Raw genomic sequence first — 15,054 nt, forward strand, 5'->3', positions numbered from 1 at the left:
ATGTCCATTTCCGTGCAGGAGCCCGCGGCCGCCGGGCTCACCGCCGCACAGGTCGACGAGCGCCGCCGCGACGGGCGCACCAACGACGTCCCGGCCAGGGCGAGCCGTTCGGTCGGCGAGATCGTCCGGGCGAATGTCTTCACCCGCATCAATGCCATCCTCGGTGTGCTGTTTGTGCTGGTCCTGTCGACCGGTTCGATCATCGACGGCATGTTCGGGCTGCTCATCGTGGCCAACAGCGCGGTCGGCATCATCCAGGAGGTGCGGGCTAAGCGGACCCTGGACGAGCTGGCGATCGTCAGCCAGGCCAAGCCGACGGTGCGCCGTGACGGGGTGGCGAAGCAGGTCGCGCCCGGCGAGGTGGTCCTCGACGACCTGATCGAGCTCGGCCCCGGCGACCAGATCGTGGTCGACGGCGAGGTCGCCGAAGCCGCCGCACTGGAAATCGACGAGTCGCTGCTCACCGGCGAGGCCGACCCGATCGACAAGGGCATCGGCGCGCCGGTGATGTCGGGCAGCTTCGTGGTGTCGGGTTCGGGCGCCTACCGCGCCACCAAGGTCGGCAAGGACGCCTACGCCGCGAAACTGGCCGAGGAGGCCAGCAAGTTCACGCTGGTGCACTCCGAACTGCGCTCGGGCATCGACAAGATCCTGAAGTTCATCACCTACCTGCTCATCCCCGCAGGCCTGCTCAGCATCTACAACCAGCTCGTCTCGAGCGGCGAATCCTGGCGTCCGGCCGTCACCGGCATGGTCGCCGCGCTGGTGCCGATGGTCCCCGAGGGCCTGGTGCTGATGACCTCGATCGCCTTCGCGGTCGGTGTGGTGCGCCTTGGCAAACGCAAGTGCCTCGTGCAGGAACTGCCCGCGATCGAGGGCCTTGCCCGGGTCGACGTGGTGTGCGCCGACAAGACCGGCACCCTCACCGAGAACGGCATGCGACTGGCGCAGGTCGAACCCCTCGGCACGTTCGACGAAGCACAGGTGAAGGCGGTCCTGGCCGCACTCGCGAGCGACGACCCGCGCCCGAACGCCAGCGTCCAGGCCGTCGCCGAAGCGCTGCCCGACTCGCCCGGCTGGTCGCAGACCGCCATCGCCCCGTTCTCCTCGGCCAAGAAGTGGAGCGGCATTTCCTATGGCGCCCACGGTGATTGGCTGCTCGGCGCCGCCGACGTGCTTCTGGACCCCACCTCCGCCGACGCCGCCCATGCCGAGCAACTCGGCTCCTCGGGTCTGCGCGTGCTGCTGCTGGCCCGCAGCGACCGTCCGGTCGACGCCGACGACGCGCCCGGTCAGGTCGAGCCCGCCGCGCTGGTCGTCCTCGAACAGAAGGTCCGTCCCGACGCCAAGGAAACCCTCGAATACTTTGCGAGCCAGCAGGTTTCGATCAAGGTGATCTCCGGCGACAACGCGGTCTCGGTCGGTGCGGTCGCCTCCTCGCTCGACCTGCCCGGCGGTGACCATGCCGTCGACGCGCGCACGCTGCCCGACGACCAGGCAGCCCTGGCCGACGTGCTCGATCACGAAACCACCTTCGGCCGTGTACGTCCCGACCAGAAACGCGCCATGGTCGGCGCCCTGCAGTCGCGCGGCCACACCGTCGCCATGACCGGTGACGGCGTCAACGACGTGCTCGCGCTCAAGGACGCCGACATCGGTGTCGCGATGGGCGCGGGCAGCCCGGCCACTCGCGCGGTGGCGCAGATCGTGTTGCTGGACAACAAGTTCGCGACCCTGCCGTACGTGGTGGGGGAGGGCCGCCGGGTGATCGGCAATATCGAACGCGTCTCGAACCTGTTCCTCACCAAGACCGTGTACTCGGTGCTGCTGGCGTTCCTCGTCGGCATCGCGGGCGTCGGTTCGCAGATCTTCGGCTACGACCCCATCGGCTATCCGTTCCTGCCGCGCCACGTCACCATCGCGGCCTGGTTCACCATCGGCATCCCCGCGTTCGTCCTCTCCCTCGCTCCCAACAACGAACGCGCCCGCACCGGCTTCGTCGGTCGGGTGATGCGGCTGGCGGTGCCCTCGGGCGTGGTGATCGGCATCGCGACATTCGTGGCCTACCTCATCGCCTACGCCGGCCCCGAAGCCACCGAAACCCAGAAGGTGCAGGCGGGCACCACCGCGCTGATCACGCTGATCATGATCGCGGTCTGGGTGCTCGTGCTGGTGGCGCGGCCGTACGTGTGGTGGAAGGTGGTGCTGATCGCGGTCTCGGTGCTGGCCTACGTGGCGCTGTTCACGATCCCGTTCACCCGCGAATTCTTCAAACTCGATCCCTCCAACCCGCGGCTCACCCTGGCCGCGGTGGTGTGCGGTGTGATCGGCATCGCGCTGGTCGAACTGGCCTGGTGGGTGCAGGCGCGGCGCACCGCCGGTGCGGGCAAGCTCTTTCCGCCGGTGGGTGCGCAGGGGGCGTGATCGATCGCTGACCCGGACCGGAGCGTCTTCGAGAACCCTTGCGCCGGACGAACATTCGGTGTTGGAGTACCTTTGCCGGTTATGGAGGTAACGCTGTCGTGCTCGCACCGTCTCGGGACCACCCGGTGACCCCCGACGAACTGGACGATCTGTTCTCCGACCTCATCGGACAGATCGATCGACTCGACGTCGATGCGCTGGAGTTAATGGCGGCGGCTTACGACCAGGCCGGCGATGTGGACCGGGCGCGTGCGCTGTGGGAGCTCGCCGAGACGCGCCGCGTGATCTGAGCGGACCGGGGTGCTGTGCGGGCCGATGTTTCAGCGGTGCGGGGGCTTTTCGGCAGTGCGGTGATCCGCGTTCGAGCATGTCCGACTCGGCGATGCGGCGCAAGACTACTCAGTGGGAACAGGTCCGTCGTCCGGATTGGGCGTCACGACGTCGCTGCTGCCCGGCAGGAGCGCACTCACCGCGAACCGCCCCGCGATGGCGTCGGACGGTAACGCCTGCACCGCCCGGACGTCAGGTTGTGTTGCGAGATCACGCAATTGGATCAAGGTGCCGCGCACCACGATCCCGGCCGTGCACGCGCAGCTCGCGCGCAGCCGGCTCTCGGTCACGCGGGCGATGTCGGCGCTGCGCTGATCGCGGAACTGTTGGGTCGCAACCAATCCCGCGGCCGCCTCGCCGGATCGCACCGCCGGTTCGTCACCGCCCGGCGTCGCGACGGTGATCACCGGTGTCTGGACGCGATCGATCGGCACGTGCTGGATCACTCCGGAGATGCGTAACCCGTCGGACACAGTCGGAAGCTGTTGGGGCGTCACATATTCGGTGAACGACACCAGTGCCCAGTGCTGGTCGGTGTCGCCACCGTCGAGGGAGGCGCGTGCGTCGGCCAGGTACTGCTCGACCTGCTCGCCGGGTGCGGGCCCCAGCCGATCGGTGGCCACCGCCGAGGCGGGTGCGGGTTCGCGGAACGCGACAACCAGCAGGATCACCGCCCCGATCGCCGTGATCGCGTAGATCACCGCGTTACGCGGCGAAACCCGTCGCGGCTCCGAGTCCTGCTCCACGGCAGCCGACTCCGCCGGCATGTTGCCGAGCGGCTCGCTGTTCGCCGGGAGATCTTCGGCCGGTGAGGCCCCGCGGTCGTCCGGCGCCGTATCCGGCGCCGGTTCGGACGACCGCGGGTCGTCAGGCATTACGTAATACGTCCAAGGCGCCCGCCAGATCGGCGGGGTACTCGCTGGTGATCTCGAGCCAGCGACCGTCGGCGGGATGGTGGAAGCCGAGCTGACGCGCGTGCAACCACTGCCGTTCCAGGCCGAGACGCTTGGCCAGCGTGGGGTCGGCGCCGTAGGTGAGGTCACCCGCGCAGGGGTGGCGCACCGCCGAGAAATGCACGCGGATCTGGTGCGTGCGGCCGGTTTCGAGGTGCACATCCAGCAGACTGGCCGCCTGGAACGCCTCGATGGTGTCGTAGTGGGTCACGCTGGGGCGACCGTCGCCGGTCACCGCGAACTTCCAGGCATTGCCCCGCGCACGCCCGATCGGCGCGTCGATGGTGCCGCTGCTCGGATCCGGGTGTCCCTGCACGAGTGCATGGTATTGCTTGTCGACCGTGCGTTCCTTGAAGGCGCGCTTGAGCATCGTGTAAGCGTGTTCGGATTGTGCCACCACCATCACACCGGAGGTGCCCACGTCGAGCCGATGCACGATGCCCTGGCGTTCGTGCGCGCCCGAGGTGGAGATGCGGTAACCCATCGCCGCCAGCCCGCCGACCACGGTCGGACCGGTCCAGCCCACACCGGAGTGCGCGGCGACGCCGATCGGCTTGTCGACCGCGACGATGTCGTCGTCGGCGTAGAGGATGTTCATCCCCTCGACCGGGGTGGCCTCGACGGTGAGTTCGCGCTTGGGTTCGGGGAAGATCACTTCCAGCCACGCGCCCGCGGTGAGCCGGTCGGACTTGCCCGCGGCGACCCCGTCGATCTGCACCGAGCCGTCCTCGGTGAGCGCGACGACCGCGGTCCGCGACAGCCCGAGCAGCCGGGCCAGACCGGCATCCACCCGCATCCCGTCGAGTCCGTCGGGCACGGGCATGGTCCTGGTTTCTCTCAATGGGTCTCCTCAGAATGTTTGCGACCGCTGCGGGTGCCGTCCGGTTCGAAACCGAACACGGTGAGCGCGACCAGCAGGATCGCCCCGCACACGATGGCCGAGTCGGCGACGTTGAAGACCGGCCACCAGCCGATGGCGACGAAGTCGACCACATGGCCCTGCAGCGGGCCCGGGTAGCGGAAGAGCCGGTCCACCAGGTTGCCCAGCGCGCCGCCGAGGACCATGCCGAGGCCGATGGCCCACCACAGCGAACGCAGCGTGCGCCCGATCCGGATCACACCGATCACCACCGCGGCGGCGATCAGGGTCAGCAGCCAGGTCATGCCGGTCGCCATCGAGAACGCCGCGCCCGGGTTGCGCACCAGGGTGAACCGCGCGAAATCACCGATGATCGGCACCGATTCGCCCGGCTGGATGAAAGCCACCGCGAGACACTTGGTCAGCAGGTCGAGCCCGAACAGCACGGCGGCGATGATCAGCAGCATCGGCAAACGGCGGCGACCAGCGGGTTTCGCCGTCTCGGTGGCCTCGGGCACAGCAGCGGCCGACTGCGGGGCTGCGTCGTCGCCGGTCTCGGGGACGGCAGCGTGGTCGGTTGGCCGGTCTTCACTCACGCGTCCATCATTCCCTAGTGCTGATCTGGCCTGCGCCGCGGTGCCGAGGAGTCCCAGGTATTACTCAGGAAGCGGTCGTACCCTGATGCCTGTGACGGTGTTGTCTAGATCTCGCTTACCCCGCATCGCGCGCCCCGGGGTGTTACTCGTGGCGCTCGTGCTCGGGTTCGCGACCTTCGGCGCCGGGTGCGCCGACCGCTCGGCCCCCGCCGCGGAGGTCGACGGCACCGAACCGCTCGGCATCGGCAAGGAAGTGACCGTGCCGATCTCGGCGGCGGTCACCACGATGATCTCGCCCGGCGAGGAGCCGCGCGAGTTGCTGCGCCCGCGCTACGGCGCGGGCACCACCCAGCAGGTGACGCTGCGCACCGACTACCGCATCCAGCAGCAGGTCAACGATCAGCCCGTGCGCGACTTCTCGCCCGCCGCGCTCACCATCCCGATGACCGCGCGCGCGAGCGCCGGTGGCGTCGACCTCACCGTCGGCGCGGTCACCACCCCCGACCCCGCGCTCAACAAGGCGTTCACCGCCGCCGACGGTTCACAGGCCGGGCTGGGGATGAGTGACCTCGGCGCGATCACCGAACTACGCATGGCTCCGTCGCCGGATACCCCGAACAATGCGCGGGCCGCGCTCGAGCAGGCCTTCTACCAGGCGGTGTACCAGTCGATCGCGTTCCCGGACCAGCCCGTCGGAGTCGGTGCGGTGTGGACGGTGCATCAGAAGATCACCGGCGGGGTCACCCTGGACCAGATCGCCACGGCCACCCTCACCAGCCGCGAGGGCGACCGGCTCACCATCGATCTGCAGGTGAGCCAGACCCCCACCGACCTGGTGTGGGAGCTGCCCAACGACGCGGGTGAGCTCGATATCGCCGGTTACGTAATGGAAGGCGTCGGGTCGATCACCATCGATCTCGGTATGCCGCTGCCGGTTTCGGGTTCGATCGAGATCGGTGGTCAGCAGACCTATCGCGACGCGCGCAGCGTGAGCACCCTGGTGCAGACGCAGTCGACGCGCGTTTCCTGGGCGGAGTAATGCGGGGGAGTGCGCTGCGCGCGAGCGCGGTTGTTTCGGCGTGCGTGGGTTTGTCGGTGCTCGCGGGCTGTGGATCCGACTATGAGGAGTGTCCCTCGGGGGCTGCGTGCGTGCCGTGGACCGGGCCGGTAACCGCTGCGCCCGGCAACGGCAATGTCGTGCGGGACCCGGCACAGCTGTCGGCGGGCCTGCTCGCCGCGACGGATCTCCCCGGTGATTTCGCCGTGGTGCCGCCGAGCACCGAGCCCGACGGGCCCGCGGTCCCGGAGAAGGCGCTGACCGACCCGCCGGACTGCGCGCGTCTGCTGTCACCGATTTCGCAGCAGTGGCCCGGATCGGCTGCCGCCGCGTCGGTGCAGTTCGCGGGACCGAGTTTCGCCACCATCGACATCGATGCCGCGAGCTATCCGGACACTGCCTTGGCACCCGCGTTCGACGCGCTGCAAGCCCAACCTCGGCGCTGTGCCAGCTATTCGGGTGAAGACGAGGATGTGCGCATCGAGTATCGGGCCGCCGCGTTGAGCCAGCCCTCCGCCGGTGACGCCGCCACGGCCTTCACCGTGACCGCCACCAGCGAGGGCCTCACCCTCACCTCGGCGGCCTCGATCGTCCAGGTGGGCAACACCCTGGTTCAGGTCGTGGTCACGGCACCGGAAGTCGTCGACCCCGGCGTCCTGTCCGATCTCACCGCAGCTCAGGTGCGCAAACTCCGCGGGTGAGATTCTGATCATCGACTACTTGGCGAATGTCATGGGCCGATATCGGTATGGCGATCCAACGCGGCAATTATTCTGTCGAAGTCGCGGACGGACTTCTCGCAGAATTCAGGGTCCGTCTTTGATAGCAAATCCACCGCCTGTGCTTCTGTTGCCAGATTGTGAAGTTCTTTCTCGGAAATCACTCGCGATGGGGTGAGTACCCAGTTCCGTCTAGTGGTGTCGAATAGCCAATCGATTTCTCGTTCATTGGAGATAACAGAAATGCGTATCAACTCGGCGAGTTGAGTTGGTTGGGGAGCTGGAAATCGCCACACAATAACGGGGGGTATCGGGGTTCCGTCCACGCCGATTCCACCGGCATGTCGGTACCACTCAAGGTCGCCGAACTGTTTCAATCGTGAGATAAAATCCTCTGAATTCATCTGCCTGCCCTATTTGATCGTGGCACCTGGGTTGTCTCCGAGGATAGTCTTTCGCCATTGTTCGATTGGGATTGGGTTTGAGCTGTGGCGAGGGTCGTAAACATACTTTCCGTCCGAGTAAACCTCGTGGTATAGGAATGATTCACGAAGCCCATACTCTTCAACGGTAACCTGCTGTCCTGGTGCGGGGTCAACCCTGAGTATTTCTCCTGCCTCTTCTCCTGCCGCTTCAGCTATCGCCTCCAATCTCTCTGCGATCTCGGAACAGTCTTCTCCCGGATGGATTCCCTGTCGCAGCATCCGTGCCATCTCCTCGCTGACCGCTGTAGACGGAGTTGCTGAGGAGTCGTCCTGTGCTGAGCCGTCCGTGTCGGACCCTGCAATGTACACAGCCATGCCGGCGATCGCTGCCACCGCAGCGTTGACACCGGAATTGGTCAGATCGGGGATCGCGGTGAATCCACCGGAAGCACTGCCCGCCGCAACGACGGCACCGAAGATCAAAAGTAGGCGGCTCGCGGTCACCGTGTTCTTGATGATCAGGGCGGTGCTCTCGACGATCTCGATCGTGATCACGACCCCGCCCGCCGCCGCACCACCAGTGGCGATTCCGGCAGTGACGATCGCGGTGACTGCGACGACAGCGATCGTGATCCCGATCGCAGCAGCGATCTCCAGACCGGCTTGCGCTACAGAGGATTGAATCTGCGTACGCATATCCGACAGGGCGGTTTCGTGCTCGGAGATAGGTGTAACAATACCTTTCGCCGCGTCCGCCACGAGCCTGGCAGCCCTTTCGAGAGTGGCGAGTTTATCCTCGATGTCGATGATGTTCGGTGCGGTGCTGCCCACGAACTTGGCATTCACACCTTTGATTCGGTCTGCGGCACCGGTGATGTAGCCGCTCTCCGCGAATTTCTTCCAGGCGTTGTGTGCGGCGGCGAGCTTGACTGCGTCCCCGTTGGGGATCTTGCCGACTTTTTCGAGCAGCCCGACGACAGCACCCTCGTCCAAGCCGGCACCATTATCGCCTCTGGCGGTGACAGGTAGGGCCATCCCGGAGTCGTAGAGCGGTTCGGACGCAGTCGGGCGCGGTGGTTCGACGCCGCTCGCAGCGGTGCGGTTGGAATGCCACCAGTTATACCCGGAAGCCTCGAGCACATCACCGAACCTGCGAAGCGCATTTGCCAATGTTGCTGTGAGAGTGACGATATCAGCGGCGTGACGGTCGTAAGTAGTCGTCCAGTTGGCGCATTGCTCGTGGTCGCCTGCCATTCCGTCGCAGTCGCGCTGAAGGGTGGCGTTGAGGGGTCCTAGAGCAAGGCTGATGTCGTCAGCGAGTAGATGGCATTTCTTCGCCGCGTCATAATACATGCCCGAATCGATGGTCCAGGTCATCGATTCACCCTTGCTGCAGCATTCTCTTGTTGATATCGGCCGCTCGGGTGTATCGGCCGTGCGCAGTCTTGGCTGCGTCGCTCATGTCGGTGACGCCTTCGGCGAAGGTACGCGCCCCGATACTCCACTGTTGGTGTGCGACTTGGTAAGCCGTCGCAGCGAGACCTTCCCAATTGGTGCCGTTCAAGGTTGCGACACGATCATCGATCTCGTCGAGGTGTTGGGTCACGAAACCGGCCAGACCGGCCAAGCGGGCAACGATCTGGTCGAGTTGGTCCATGTCGACGGAGAATTCGGATCCCATCACAACCCCGGCAGATCGAGGCCGACCAAGCCTAGAGCGGCTGCACTCGACGTGTCTTGGTTCTGGTAGCTCTGCGCGGTAACGCCCAGCTTTTCGGCCATTTCGGTCAATGCTGTGCAGATCTGTATTCCGCCGGTGTTGGTTTCGGTCCAGCCTGTACCGAACTCTGTGGCCAAGTCGCCGGTCCAGCCCCCGCTGATCAGGGCCTCTACTTCCCGACTGGCCGAGTTCAAGGCATTACGCAATGTCTCGGCGAGTCCGTAGACATAGGTGCCGACGTCACGGACCTCGTCGGGTACTACCGACAGCGACTGATCGTCGCTCCCCCCAGGAGTGCTCATGTCTGGGGACGCTACCGGAGGGTAGTGCTCGCCGCCATCGGAACCGTGTCGCGCAGGTGGAAGTCGGGAACTATTCGGGCGGTGTGATTCTTTGTCCAAGACGGGCCATGTATCCACGCACCTCGTCCGCGCTGCGGTTGGGGAGTCCGAAGACCACCTCGGTGACGCCGAGGTCGGCCCAGCGGGCAAGTTGCTCGCCGTCGTGACGGCCTGCCAGCGCGACCACCCGTGGGATGCCGTCGCGGCCCACGTCTTTCCAGACCCGGTGCAGGAGTTCGATTTTGGCGCCGAGGTCGCCTTCGGTCGGCGTGGTGATCCACCCGTCCGCGTTGGCCGCCAGCCAGCCGAACGTTTTCTCGGTGCCGCCCGCCCCGAGCAAGACCGGTACCCCCGCGCGCACCGGCTTCGGCCATGACCAGCTCGCGCCGAATTCCACGAAGTCACCGGCGAATTCGGCCTCCTCCTGCGACCACAGCGCCCGCATCGCGTCCAGGTGCTCGCGCAACACCGTGCGCCGCTTGTTCGCGGGCACGCCGTGGTGTGCGAGTTCGTCGGTGTTCCAACCGAATCCGACACCCAGCTCCACCCGCCCGCCGGACAGGTGATCGAGGGAGGCGATGGTCTTGGCGAGGGTGATCGGGTGGTGCTCGGCGGGCAGCGCCACCGCTGTCGACAGGGTGATCCGCTCGGTGACCGCGGCGGCAGTCGCCAGCGCGACCCACGGGTCGAGCGTGCGCAGGTAGCGGTCGTCGGGCAGCGAGGAGTCGCCGGTCTGCGGATGGGCCGCGGCCCGCACGACCGGAATGTGAGTGTGCTCGGGCACGTAGAACGCGTCGAACCCCGCCTCCTCGGCCGCCTTCGCCGCATCGGCGGGCGTGATGCCCCGGTCACTGGTGAACAACACAACCCCGTACCGCATGTCCGGCCTCCGACATCGACAGCAAAACTGAAACAGGTTCTATAACCTGACCCAAGTTCTACCAGTCGCGCCGCCCGTCCGAAAGGCCACGGCTACGACCTTTCCCCGGCCATGGCGGGGGAATAGGCTGGGGGTCGTCCGAGCATCATCCTCGACACGGAGGTGTCCGATGTCCGATGTTTCCCCTTTCCCCGAAGGTTATCCGCGGATCTGTCCCGGCCTGGCGTGCGTGGGCGCGGCCGCCGCGATCGACTTCTACATCGAGATCTTCGGCGCCACCGTGCGCATGAAGATGGACGGCCCCGGCGGCACCATCGTGCACAGCGAACTGCTCGTCGGCGACTCGGTGTTGATGGTCGGCGACCCCGTTCCCGAGATCGGATTCAGCGACCCGAAGGCCGTCGGCGGCTCCCCGGTGAACCTGATGGTCTACGTCGCCGACGCCGATGCCGCGTTCACCGCGGCCCTCGCCGCGGGCGCCACCGCGATCACCCCCATGACCGACCAGTTCTACGGCGACCGCAGCGGCGCGTTCGAGGATCCGTGGGGTCACCGCTGGACCGTGGCCACTCACATCGAAGACGTCTCGCCGGAGGAAATGGACCGGCGGATGGCGGAGATGATGGACGCAGGCTGATCGGATCGCCACGCCGTGTCGTTGTGTGTTCGCCTTATGCGGGCACGATCGAGTCCCCTTCGACGCGAACAGGTTTGGGTGCGAGAGGCTCGTTCGCGGGGCCGTTTTTCACGGTGCCGTCGAGATTGAAGCGGCTGCCGTGACACGGGCAGTTGATGGTGCCCTTGGCCACGGTCGCGACCTTGCATCCGGCGTGCGTGCAGGTCGACGACAGGCCGACGAAGGTCCCCGCGGTCGGTTGGGTGACGACGGTGTCGCCGACGATCACCCCACCGCCGACGGGCACATCCGCGGCCTTGCTCAACGCGCCCGCCGGTGCGCCGGGCGCGGGTTCAGGCGCCGGGGCGGGCTCGTTCTTTCCGTAGGTGCTGCACGCGGTGAGGGTCGCGGCGGCGGCCAAGGCGCCCGCACCCACGACGACGGTGCGGCGGTTCATCGAGAATTCGTTGGTGGTCATCGGTTTCTCCGATTCAGAAGGTGAGGCCGTTGTTCTGGAAGAACCACAGCGACGAGGTGAGCCACAGACCGGTGAGGCCGGTGAAGGTGAGGCCGCCTGCCACCGGAACAACCCAGCCGGGCAGGCCTTTTCTGGTGAGCAGCAGCATCTTGGTGACGAAAATGCCATAGAAGAAGCACCCGAACAGTGAATGCGCGAGTACCCGGGTGGTCGTGTCCTGAAAGCCGAGCGCGTACAGGCAGTGCACCGCCACCGGCACGCTGACCAGCACGGCGAGCCGCCCCGCCCACGCGTGCACTCCGCCGATCCACGACGGTGCGGCGATTCCCGCCTTCCCGTACATGATCAGCGCCGAGACCACTTGGCCGATCGCGAGCAGGACCGCGACCGACCCCAGCCACGATTTCACCGCGACCGGGCTGGAGAACCCGGCCACATTCACCGAGAAGAACTGCGGGTCGTGCACCTTGCCGTACACGCCGAGTAGCACCGTCACCGAGACACCGACCAGCACCGCGAGCGCGATACCGGGCCCTGCGCTACGCGCCTCACCCGACATGATCAGCCCCGCTCACCTTGGTAGCGCTCACCAGCACGTCACCGATCACTGCGGTCGCGTCGACCCCGAGACCCGGTGCGGCGGAAGTGCTTCCGTTCGCGGCCCGCTGCACCCCGGTGACCTGCCCGCCACCGTCGACGATCCAGCTCTGCCGCACGCCACCGGACTCGTAGACATACAGCCCCGCCGGTGCCTGCACCGGTTGGGCCGTGAACGCCCACTGCTTCGCCCCGATCGTCAGCGTCCCCTTCACCGCCGCCTCCTCGAGACGACCGTCCAGCTTCGCATCGTTCTTCCCGGTCAACTGCAGTGTTCCGCCGCTCGCTGACCCCTGCGACCAGCTCTCGACGTTCGCACCGTCGCAGGCATAGGCGACCGCCTTGTCACCCTCGACGGTGATCGACACGGTCATCGTGCCCCCCGACGCCAACCCGATCGTGCCGACATAGTCGGCCTTCGCAGGGAACTCCGTTGTCGCCGTGGGCTTTTGCGCGGGAGTCGGCAACGCCCCTGCCCCACCGGTCCCCTTCGGCGAGACCGCCGAAGCAGTCCCCACGGCCCCCGTCGGACCGTCCTCCTTCGACATGTTCACCGCCACCAACGCGCCACCCAGAACGGCCACCGCCGCCAACGTGACCCAAGGCCCCACTCTTGCCATCGATCTCTCCTGAATTCACGGCCGCGCTCCGACCATCTCCTTCCCTGTCAACGGCACACACCCCCACCCGGTTCGACCGAAATCCGAAATTCTGTGAGCGACTCTGTGAGCGTTCAGCGCTTCCTTATTAAAGGTTAGCTGCTAACCTTTAATAAGGAGGTTCGCGTGGCCGAGCTATTGCAGTGTCTCTGGGAGAGCTCTCTCGATCGTGGCGGGTTGTCCCGTCGTGATCGCAGCGCAGGCTCGTTCGACGCGTATGTGCCGGATCTGCTGGTGGGCAGGACATTCACGCTCGACGGACCAACCGCGGCCGACGTCGCGGATGCCGAGATCGCCATTGCCCGGCTCGATCGGGACGCGACCGCGCTGGCTGACACCGAGGTGCTGTCACGACTGTTGTTGCGGGCCGAGGCGGTCGCCTCCTCCCGAATCGAAGGGCTCGAGATCGGCGCGCGACGACTACTCCGAGCCGAGGCCGCCGCGTCCTTCGACGGCCGTTCCACCGATGTCACCGCGGTGGAAGTGCTGGCGAACATCGACGCGATGGCCTCGGGAGTGCGGTCGGTTTCGCGTGGTCAGGAGATCACCGCCGAGGTGTTGACCGACGTGCATCGGCGACTGATGGTGGGCACGAACCTCGTCTCCCACGGCGGCAGGTACCGCGAACAGCAGAACTGGATCGGCGGCAGTTCCTACAACCCGCGTTCCGCCGCCTATGTGCCGCCACCCTCTGGCTACGTCGAGGAGTTGATGGCGGACCTGATCGCCTTCGTCAATACCGACGACCTGCCCGCGGTCGCCCAGGCGGCGATCGCGCACGCGCAATTCGAGACGATCCACCCCTTCGTCGACGGCAACGGCCGAGCGGGACGAGTCCTGATCCACCTGGTGCTCCGCCGTCGTGGACTCTCCGAGCGGGTGATCGCTCCGGTTTCGCTCGTGTTGGCCACGGCGACCCGCAGCTATATCGATGGCCTCACCGTTTTCCGTCATCTTGGTCCACCCGACACCGCAGCGGCAATGGAAGGCGTGAATGCCTGGATCGGCCGGTTCGCCGCCGCGTGCACGCAGGCGGTCGCCGACGCCGCGGTGTTCGAAGCGAGGACCTCTGCGCTGCTGACACGATGGCGCGAGCGAGTAGCACCGCTACGCGCGGATTCCGCCGCCGCCCTACTGCTTCCGCATCTCGTCGGCGCGCCGATTATCACCGCCGCAACCGCCGCCGCTCTGGTTCAGCGCAGTTTTCCTACTGCCAACACCGCGATCGAACGACTCGTCGACGCCGGAATTCTTCGACAACTGACCGTCGGCCGCCGCAACCGCGCATTCGAAGCCCCCGAGGTATTCGAAGCATTCGGTGCGCTAGAACGGTGTCTGGCGAATCCCGCCGGCGAGACGCGTTCGCCGCAGCGTCCGGTACCACGCGGGTAGTTTCGAACCCGGCGTGAAATTTCGGCACCGACTACCGTCGACTGCTCGAATGAGCCTCATAGTTCCCGCATTCGGCCGTGATCTCGGCCGTCGCTTGCGCCGCGGCGAAGAAGTCGTCGGTCAGCGGTGAGGTGCGTGCGGTCGCCATCGCGAGGCATACCTGGTCGGGCGCGAGTTCCGGGATGGGTACGTAGCCGATGTCCGGGCGTGAGTAGAACAATGTCTCCGATCGCGCCATGAACGAGATGCCACGGCCTGCCGCGACGTGCTCGAGCTTCTCCTCCACGTCGCGCACCCGGAGGCCGGAGTCGGGGTGCGGGTGCCTGGTGGGGTGTGTGCTCGGGTCGGCATGCCAGACCAGCGGCTCACCGGACAGGTCGGCTTCGACGACCTCCTCCTTGCCTGCCAACCGGTGGCTCGCGGGCAGTGCCACCAGGAGCGGCTCGGTGAACAGCGGGGTTACCCGCAGACCGGTCTCGTCGATGGGCAGCCGCACATAGCCGATGTCGATGCGGCCGTCGAGCAGCATCGGGGCCTGGTCGTCCCATTCGATCCGCTGCACGTCCACGACCACGTCCGGATGTCGGGCGCCGAACGCCTTGGCCGCCGGGATGACCGGGATTCCGGTCCGGAAGCCGACAGTCAGCCGCCGACTGCCGCCGGCGGCCACGGTCACCCTGCGGCGGACCGCGTCCGCGGCGGCGAGCAGCGGACCGGTGTCGGCCAGCAGCTGTCGGCCCGCGTCGGTCAGCGCAACGCCGTGGCGATCCCTGGTGAACAGCGAGGCGCCGAGGTCCTGTTCCAGCGCGCGGATCTGCCGACTGAGCACCGGCTGCGCGATATGCAGTTCTTCGGCGGCGCGGCCGAAGTGCAACCTGTCGGCGACGGCGAGGAAATAGCGCAATTTGCGCGGGTCCAGATCCATGGAGACCTCCCGGTCCGTGATGCCTTCAAGGTATCACCACGGCCGAAAAGGGTCTTGGACACCAGCGCGAGCCGATGGCATCG

General features: G+C 66.5%; 18 protein-coding genes. 6 read left to right on the forward strand and 12 right to left on the reverse strand.

From position 1 onward, the window contains the following. The gene (locus ACFWUP_RS18985; RefSeq protein WP_379235927.1) at positions 1-2,424 is read left to right on the forward strand and encodes a cation-translocating P-type ATPase; all 2,424 of its coding nucleotides are present in this window, start codon (positions 1-3) and stop codon (positions 2,422-2,424) included. Positions 2,425-2,549: 125 nt separating this feature from the next. Next, positions 2,550-2,714 carry a hypothetical protein gene (locus tag ACFWUP_RS18990; protein ID WP_379235928.1) on the forward strand — a complete coding sequence of 55 codons (165 nt, stop codon included), beginning with the start codon at positions 2,550-2,552 and terminating at the stop codon, positions 2,712-2,714. A gap of 105 nt (positions 2,715-2,819) precedes the next feature. Here the strand turns inward: ACFWUP_RS18990 and ACFWUP_RS18995 are convergent, their stop codons facing one another. The 3 genes from ACFWUP_RS18995 to lspA form a co-directional block, all read right to left on the reverse strand. Further along, on the reverse strand, positions 2,820-3,500 hold the full coding sequence (locus ACFWUP_RS18995; protein ID WP_379235929.1) for a hypothetical protein: 681 nt from the start codon (positions 3,498-3,500) through the stop codon (positions 2,820-2,822). A gap of 121 nt (positions 3,501-3,621) precedes the next feature. After that, positions 3,622-4,548, reverse strand: coding sequence for an RluA family pseudouridine synthase (locus tag ACFWUP_RS19000; RefSeq protein WP_379235931.1), 927 nt, complete (start codon positions 4,546-4,548; stop codon positions 3,622-3,624). After that, positions 4,545-5,162, reverse strand: a complete 618-nt coding sequence (gene lspA, locus ACFWUP_RS19005) for a signal peptidase II (RefSeq protein ID WP_379235933.1) — start codon at positions 5,160-5,162, stop codon at positions 4,545-4,547. The genes ACFWUP_RS19000 and lspA overlap by 4 nt, the downstream gene beginning before the upstream one ends. A gap of 85 nt (positions 5,163-5,247) precedes the next feature. Between lspA and ACFWUP_RS19010 the strand changes: the two genes are divergently transcribed. Next, a complete protein-coding gene (locus tag ACFWUP_RS19010) occupies positions 5,248-6,201 on the forward strand; it encodes a hypothetical protein (RefSeq protein ID WP_379235935.1) in 954 nt (317 codons plus the stop codon). After that, positions 6,201-6,920 (forward strand): hypothetical protein, encoded by a 720-nt coding sequence (locus ACFWUP_RS19015; RefSeq protein ID WP_379235937.1) that lies wholly within the window; start codon positions 6,201-6,203, stop codon positions 6,918-6,920. The genes ACFWUP_RS19010 and ACFWUP_RS19015 overlap by 1 nt, the downstream gene beginning before the upstream one ends. 29 nt (positions 6,921-6,949) lie before the next feature. On the opposite strand, the gene ACFWUP_RS19020 is transcribed toward ACFWUP_RS19015, so the two are convergent. From ACFWUP_RS19020 to ACFWUP_RS19040, 5 genes are all read right to left on the reverse strand, one after another. Further along, positions 6,950-7,342: a hypothetical protein gene (locus ACFWUP_RS19020; RefSeq protein WP_379235939.1), complete on the reverse strand. Its 393-nt coding sequence runs from the start codon at positions 7,340-7,342 to the stop codon at positions 6,950-6,952. A 9-nt stretch (positions 7,343-7,351) separates the two neighbouring features. Next, complete coding sequence (locus ACFWUP_RS19025; RefSeq protein WP_379235941.1) at positions 7,352-8,740, reverse strand: hypothetical protein; 1,389 nt, start codon at positions 8,738-8,740, stop codon at positions 7,352-7,354. Positions 8,741-8,744: 4 nt separating this feature from the next. Next, positions 8,745-9,044, reverse strand: coding sequence for a WXG100 family type VII secretion target (locus tag ACFWUP_RS19030; protein ID WP_379235943.1), 300 nt, complete (start codon positions 9,042-9,044; stop codon positions 8,745-8,747). Continuing rightward, the gene (locus ACFWUP_RS19035) at positions 9,044-9,385 is read right to left on the reverse strand and encodes a WXG100 family type VII secretion target (RefSeq protein ID WP_379235945.1); all 342 of its coding nucleotides are present in this window, start codon (positions 9,383-9,385) and stop codon (positions 9,044-9,046) included. Before ACFWUP_RS19035 ends, ACFWUP_RS19030 begins: the two co-directional genes overlap by 1 nt. A 70-nt stretch (positions 9,386-9,455) precedes the next feature. Then, a complete protein-coding gene (locus tag ACFWUP_RS19040; protein ID WP_379235947.1) occupies positions 9,456-10,304 on the reverse strand; it encodes a TIGR03619 family F420-dependent LLM class oxidoreductase in 849 nt (282 codons plus the stop codon). Between the two features lie 169 nt (positions 10,305-10,473). Between ACFWUP_RS19040 and ACFWUP_RS19045 the strand changes: the two genes are divergently transcribed. Further along, positions 10,474-10,941 carry a VOC family protein gene (locus ACFWUP_RS19045; RefSeq protein ID WP_379235949.1) on the forward strand — a complete coding sequence of 156 codons (468 nt, stop codon included), beginning with the start codon at positions 10,474-10,476 and terminating at the stop codon, positions 10,939-10,941. A 34-nt stretch (positions 10,942-10,975) separates the two neighbouring features. On the opposite strand, the gene ACFWUP_RS19050 is transcribed toward ACFWUP_RS19045, so the two are convergent. Genes ACFWUP_RS19050 through ACFWUP_RS19060 form a run of 3 tightly spaced genes read right to left on the reverse strand, consistent with a single transcriptional unit; the run spans position 10,976 to position 12,615 of the window. Further along, on the reverse strand, positions 10,976-11,398 hold the full coding sequence (locus ACFWUP_RS19050) for a ubiquinol-cytochrome c reductase iron-sulfur subunit (protein WP_379235951.1): 423 nt from the start codon (positions 11,396-11,398) through the stop codon (positions 10,976-10,978). Between the two features lie 13 nt (positions 11,399-11,411). Further along, positions 11,412-11,957 carry a DUF6529 family protein gene (locus tag ACFWUP_RS19055; RefSeq protein ID WP_379235953.1) on the reverse strand — a complete coding sequence of 182 codons (546 nt, stop codon included), beginning with the start codon at positions 11,955-11,957 and terminating at the stop codon, positions 11,412-11,414. Then, positions 11,947-12,615, reverse strand: a complete 669-nt coding sequence (locus ACFWUP_RS19060) for a hypothetical protein (protein ID WP_379235955.1) — start codon at positions 12,613-12,615, stop codon at positions 11,947-11,949. Before ACFWUP_RS19060 ends, ACFWUP_RS19055 begins: the two co-directional genes overlap by 11 nt. A 165-nt stretch (positions 12,616-12,780) precedes the next feature. On the opposite strand from ACFWUP_RS19060, the gene ACFWUP_RS19065 reads away from it, so the two are divergent. Further along, on the forward strand, positions 12,781-14,046 hold the full coding sequence (locus ACFWUP_RS19065) for a Fic family protein (RefSeq protein ID WP_379235957.1): 1,266 nt from the start codon (positions 12,781-12,783) through the stop codon (positions 14,044-14,046). A gap of 31 nt (positions 14,047-14,077) precedes the next feature. On the opposite strand, the gene ACFWUP_RS19070 is transcribed toward ACFWUP_RS19065, so the two are convergent. Beyond that, positions 14,078-14,971, reverse strand: a complete 894-nt coding sequence (locus ACFWUP_RS19070; protein WP_379235959.1) for a LysR family transcriptional regulator — start codon at positions 14,969-14,971, stop codon at positions 14,078-14,080. Between the last annotated feature and the right edge of the window lie 83 nt (positions 14,972-15,054).

Source organism: Nocardia sp. NPDC058658, assembly GCF_042716665.1.
Classification (GTDB): Bacteria; Actinomycetota; Actinomycetes; order Mycobacteriales; family Mycobacteriaceae; genus Nocardia.

Bases quoted from the DNA above. Each gene is read 5' to 3' on its own strand.
- ACFWUP_RS18985 (WP_379235927.1), top strand. From the start codon at position 1: ATGTCCATTTCCGTGCAGGAGCCCGCGGCCGCCGGGCTCACCGCCGCA.
- ACFWUP_RS19010 (WP_379235935.1), top strand. From the start codon at position 5,248: ATGCCTGTGACGGTGTTGTCTAGATCTCGCTTACCCCGCATCGCGCGC.
- ACFWUP_RS19015 (WP_379235937.1), top strand. From the start codon at position 6,201: ATGCGGGGGAGTGCGCTGCGCGCGAGCGCGGTTGTTTCGGCGTGCGTG.
- ACFWUP_RS19020 (WP_379235939.1), bottom strand. From the start codon at position 7,342: ATGAATTCAGAGGATTTTATCTCACGATTGAAACAGTTCGGCGACCTT.
- ACFWUP_RS19025 (WP_379235941.1), bottom strand. From the start codon at position 8,740: ATGACCTGGACCATCGATTCGGGCATGTATTATGACGCGGCGAAGAAA.
- ACFWUP_RS19030 (WP_379235943.1), bottom strand. From the start codon at position 9,044: ATGGGATCCGAATTCTCCGTCGACATGGACCAACTCGACCAGATCGTT.
- ACFWUP_RS19035 (WP_379235945.1), bottom strand. From the start codon at position 9,385: ATGAGCACTCCTGGGGGGAGCGACGATCAGTCGCTGTCGGTAGTACCC.
- ACFWUP_RS19040 (WP_379235947.1), bottom strand. From the start codon at position 10,304: ATGCGGTACGGGGTTGTGTTGTTCACCAGTGACCGGGGCATCACGCCC.
- ACFWUP_RS19045 (WP_379235949.1), top strand. From the start codon at position 10,474: ATGTCCGATGTTTCCCCTTTCCCCGAAGGTTATCCGCGGATCTGTCCC.
- ACFWUP_RS19050 (WP_379235951.1), bottom strand. From the start codon at position 11,398: ATGACCACCAACGAATTCTCGATGAACCGCCGCACCGTCGTCGTGGGT.
- ACFWUP_RS19055 (WP_379235953.1), bottom strand. From the start codon at position 11,957: ATGTCGGGTGAGGCGCGTAGCGCAGGGCCCGGTATCGCGCTCGCGGTG.
- ACFWUP_RS19060 (WP_379235955.1), bottom strand. From the start codon at position 12,615: ATGGCAAGAGTGGGGCCTTGGGTCACGTTGGCGGCGGTGGCCGTTCTG.
- ACFWUP_RS19070 (WP_379235959.1), bottom strand. From the start codon at position 14,971: ATGGATCTGGACCCGCGCAAATTGCGCTATTTCCTCGCCGTCGCCGAC.